Source organism: Staphylococcus sp. GDB20D11A (genome assembly GCF_016893255.1).
Taxonomy (GTDB): Bacteria; Bacillota; Bacilli; order Staphylococcales; family Staphylococcaceae; genus Staphylococcus; species Staphylococcus aureus.
The window spans coordinates 1-5,003 of the sequence record NZ_JAFEPJ010000032.1; the positions used below are offsets into that span (position 1 = coordinate 1).

The following is a 5,003-nucleotide window of genomic DNA, read 5'->3' on the forward strand; positions in this document are numbered from 1 at the left end:
GTTCTACTCTAGCGGAACGTAAGTTCGACTACCATCGACGCTAAGGAGCTTAACTTCTGTGTTCGGCATGGGAACAGGTGTGACCTCCTTGCTATAGTCACCAGACATATGAATGTATTTTATACATTCAAAACTAGATAGTAAGTAAAAGTGATTTTGCTTCGCAAAACATTTATTTTGATTAAGTCTTCGATCGATTAGTATTCGTCAGCTCCACATGTCACCATGCTTCCACCTCGAACCTATTAACCTCATCATCTTTGAGGGATCTTATAACCGAAGTTGGGAAATCTCATCTTGAGGGGGGCTTCATGCTTAGATGCTTTCAGCACTTATCCCGTCCACACATAGCTACCCAGCTATGCCGTTGGCACGACAACTGGTACACCAGAGGTATGTCCATCCCGGTCCTCTCGTACTAAGGACAGCTCCTCTCAAATTTCCTACGCCCACGACGGATAGGGACCGAACTGTCTCACGACGTTCTGAACCCAGCTCGCGTACCGCTTTAATGGGCGAACAGCCCAACCCTTGGGACCGACTACAGCCCCAGGATGCGATGAGCCGACATCGAGGTGCCAAACCTCCCCGTCGATGTGAACTCTTGGGGGAGATAAGCCTGTTATCCCCGGGGTAGCTTTTATCCGTTGAGCGATGGCCCTTCCATGCGGAACCACCGGATCACTAAGTCCGTCTTTCGACCCTGCTCGACTTGTAGGTCTCGCAGTCAAGCTCCCTTATGCCTTTACACTCTATGAATGATTTCCAACCATTCTGAGGGAACCTTTGAGCGCCTCCGTTACCTTTTAGGAGGCGACCGCCCCAGTCAAACTGCCCGCCTGACACTGTCTCCCACCACGATAAGTGGTGCGGGTTAGAAAGCCAACACAGCTAGGGTAGTATCCCACCAGCGCCTCCACGTAAGCTAGCGCTCACGTTTCAAAGGCTCCTACCTATCCTGTACAAGCTGTGCCGAATTTCAATATCAGGCTACAGTAAAGCTCCACGGGGTCTTTCCGTCCTGTCGCGGGTAACCTGCATCTTCACAGGTACTATGATTTCACCGAGTCTCTCGTTGAGACAGTGCCCAAATCGTTACGCCTTTCGTGCGGGTCGGAACTTACCCGACAAGGAATTTCGCTACCTTAGGACCGTTATAGTTACGGCCGCCGTTTACTGGGGCTTCGATTCGTAGCTTCGCAGAAGCTAACCACTCCTCTTAACCTTCCAGCACCGGGCAGGCGTCAGCCCCTATACATCACCTTACGGTTTAGCAGAGACCTGTGTTTTTGATAAACAGTCGCTTGGGCCTATTCACTGCGGCTCTTCTGGGCGTTAACCCTAAAGAGCACCCCTTCTCCCGAAGTTACGGGGTCATTTTGCCGAGTTCCTTAACGAGAGTTCGCTCGCTCACCTTAGAATTCTCATCTTGACTACCTGTGTCGGTTTGCGGTACGGGCACCTATTTTCTATCTAGAGGCTTTTCTCGGCAGTGTGAAATCAACGACTCGAAGACACAATGTCTTCTCCCCATCACAGCTCAGCCTTAACGAGTACCGGATTTGCCTAATACTCAGCCTTACTGCTTAGACGTGCAATCCAATCGCACGCTTCGCCTATCCTACTGCGTCCCCCCATCGATTAAAACGATTATAGGTGGTACAGGAATATCAACCTGTTATCCATCGCCTACGCCTGTCGGCCTCAGCTTAGGACCCGACTAACCCAGAGCGGACGAGCCTTCCTCTGGAAACCTTAGTCAATCGGTGGACGGGATTCTCACCCGTCTTTCGCTACTCACACCGGCATTCTCACTTCTAAGCGCTCCACATGTCCTTACGATCATGCTTCAACGCCCTTAGAACGCTCTCCTACCATTGTCCAAAGGACAATCCACAGCTTCGGTAATATGTTTAGCCCCGGTACATTTTCGGCGCAGTGTCACTCGACTAGTGAGCTATTACGCACTCTTTAAATGATGGCTGCTTCTAAGCCAACATCCTAGTTGTCTGGGCAACGCCACATCCTTTTCCACTTAACATATATTTTGGGACCTTAGCTGGTGGTCTGGGCTGTTTCCCTTTCGAACACGGACCTTATCACCCATGTTCTGACTCCCAAGTTAAATTAATTGGCATTCGGAGTTTGTCTGAATTCGGTAACCCGAGAGGGGCCCCTCGTCCAAACAGTGCTCTACCTCCAATAATCATCACTTGAGGCTAGCCCTAAAGCTATTTCGGAGAGAACCAGCTATCTCCAGGTTCGATTGGAATTTCTCCGCTACCCTCAGTTCATCCGCTCACTTTTCAACGTAAGTCGGTTCGGTCCTCCATTCAGTGTTACCTGAACTTCAACCTGACCAAGGGTAGATCACCTGGTTTCGGGTCTACGACCAAATACTAAACGCCCTATTCAGACTCGCTTTCGCTACGGCTCCACATTTACTGCTTAACCTTGCATCAAATCGTAACTCGCCGGTTCATTCTACAAAAGGCACGCCATCACCCATTAACGGGCTCTGACTACTTGTAAGCACACGGTTTCAGGTTCTATTTCACTCCCCTTCCGGGGTGCTTTTCACCTTTCCCTCACGGTACTGGTTCACTATCGGTCACTAGAGAGTGTTTAGCCTTAGGAGATGGTCCTCCCAGATTCCGACGGAATTTCACGTGCTCCGTCGTACTCAGGATCCACTCAAGAGAGACAACATTTTCGACTACAGGATTATTACCTTCTTTGATTCATCTTTCCAGATGATTCATCTAATGTCGTCCTTTGTAACTCCGTATAGAGTGTCCTACAACCCCAACAAGCAAGCTTGTTGGTTTGGGCTCTTCCCGTTTCGCTCGCCGCTACTAAGGGAATCGAATTTTCTTTCTCTTCCTCCGGGTACTAAGATGTTTCAGTTCTCCGGGTGTGCCTTCTGATATGCTATGTATTCACATATCGATAACATGACATAACTCATGCTGGGTTTCCCCATTCGGAAATCTCTGGATCAAAGCTTACTTACAGCTCCCCAAAGCATATCGTCGTTAGTAACGTCCTTCATCGGCTTCTAGTGCCAAGGCATCCACCGTGCGCCCTTAATAACTTAATCTATGTTTCCACCATTTTTATAAGTCAAACGTTAACATGAAGTTACGTTCTTTTATAAAAAGATTTAAACGCGTTATTAATCTTGTGAGTGTTCTTTCGAACACTAGCGATTATTTCTTATGAATTCAAGTTTATTTAAAACTCTTTATTCACTCGGTTTTGCTTGGTAAAATCTATATTTTACTTACTTATCTAGTTTTCAATGTACAATTTCTTTTTAGTCAATCGCTCACATAAGCAATATCACTTTAACCAAAAAATATTTGAATGTTAAATAAACATTCAAAACTGAATACAATATGTCACGTTATTCCGCATCTTCTTCAGAAGATGTTCCGAATATATCCTTAGAAAGGAGGTGATCCAGCCGCACCTTCCGATACGGCTACCTTGTTACGACTTCACCCCAATCATTTGTCCCACCTTCGACGGCTAGCTCCTAAAAGGTTACTCCACCGGCTTCGGGTGTTACAAACTCTCGTGGTGTGACGGGCGGTGTGTACAAGACCCGGGAACGTATTCACCGTAGCATGCTGATCTACGATTACTAGCGATTCCAGCTTCATGTAGTCGAGTTGCAGACTACAATCCGAACTGAGAACAACTTTATGGGATTTGCTTGACCTCGCGGTTTCGCTGCCCTTTGTATTGTCCATTGTAGCACGTGTGTAGCCCAAATCATAAGGGGCATGATGATTTGACGTCATCCCCACCTTCCTCCGGTTTGTCACCGGCAGTCAACTTAGAGTGCCCAACTTAATGATGGCAACTAAGCTTAAGGGTTGCGCTCGTTGCGGGACTTAACCCAACATCTCACGACACGAGCTGACGACAACCATGCACCACCTGTCACTTTGTCCCCCGAAGGGGAAGGCTCTATCTCTAGAGTTGTCAAAGGATGTCAAGATTTGGTAAGGTTCTTCGCGTTGCTTCGAATTAAACCACATGCTCCACCGCTTGTGCGGGTCCCCGTCAATTCCTTTGAGTTTCAACCTTGCGGTCGTACTCCCCAGGCGGAGTGCTTAATGCGTTAGCTGCAGCACTAAGGGGCGGAAACCCCCTAACACTTAGCACTCATCGTTTACGGCGTGGACTACCAGGGTATCTAATCCTGTTTGATCCCCACGCTTTCGCACATCAGCGTCAGTTACAGACCAGAAAGTCGCCTTCGCCACTGGTGTTCCTCCATATCTCTGCGCATTTCACCGCTACACATGGAATTCCACTTTCCTCTTCTGCACTCAAGTTTTCCAGTTTCCAATGACCCTCCACGGTTGAGCCGTGGGCTTTCACATCAGACTTAAAAAACCGCCTACGCGCGCTTTACGCCCAATAATTCCGGATAACGCTTGCCACCTACGTATTACCGCGGCTGCTGGCACGTAGTTAGCCGTGGCTTTCTGATTAGGTACCGTCAAGATGTGCACAGTTACTTACACATATGTTCTTCCCTAATAACAGAGTTTTACGATCCGAAGACCTTCATCACTCACGCGGCGTTGCTCCGTCAGGCTTTCGCCCATTGCGGAAGATTCCCTACTGCTGCCTCCCGTAGGAGTCTGGACCGTGTCTCAGTTCCAGTGTGGCCGATCACCCTCTCAGGTCGGCTATGCATCGTTGCCTTGGTAAGCCGTTACCTTACCAACTAGCTAATGCAGCGCGGATCCATCTATAAGTGACAGCAAGACCGTCTTTCACTTTTGAACCATGCGGTTCAAAATATTATCCGGTATTAGCTCCGGTTTCCCGAAGTTATCCCAGTCTTATAGGTAGGTTATCCACGTGTTACTCACCCGTCCGCCGCTAACATCAGAGAAGCAAGCTTCTCGTCCGTTCGCTCGACTTGCATGTATTAGGCACGCCGCCAGCGTTCATCCTGAGCCAGGATCAAACTCTCCATAAAA

3 rRNA genes are annotated in these 5,003 nt (G+C 48.4%); all 3 read right to left on the bottom strand.

Annotated elements, in window-relative coordinates:
* A 5S ribosomal RNA gene (gene rrf / locus JV528_RS13435) occupies positions 1 to 105 on the bottom strand; the annotation flags it as partial.
* Between the two features lie 72 nt (positions 106 to 177).
* A 23S ribosomal RNA gene (locus JV528_RS13440) occupies positions 178 to 3,100 on the bottom strand.
* A gap of 350 nt (positions 3,101 to 3,450) precedes the next feature.
* Positions 3,451 to 5,002 (bottom strand): 16S ribosomal RNA (locus JV528_RS13445).
* Between the last annotated feature and the right edge of the window lies 1 nt (position 5,003).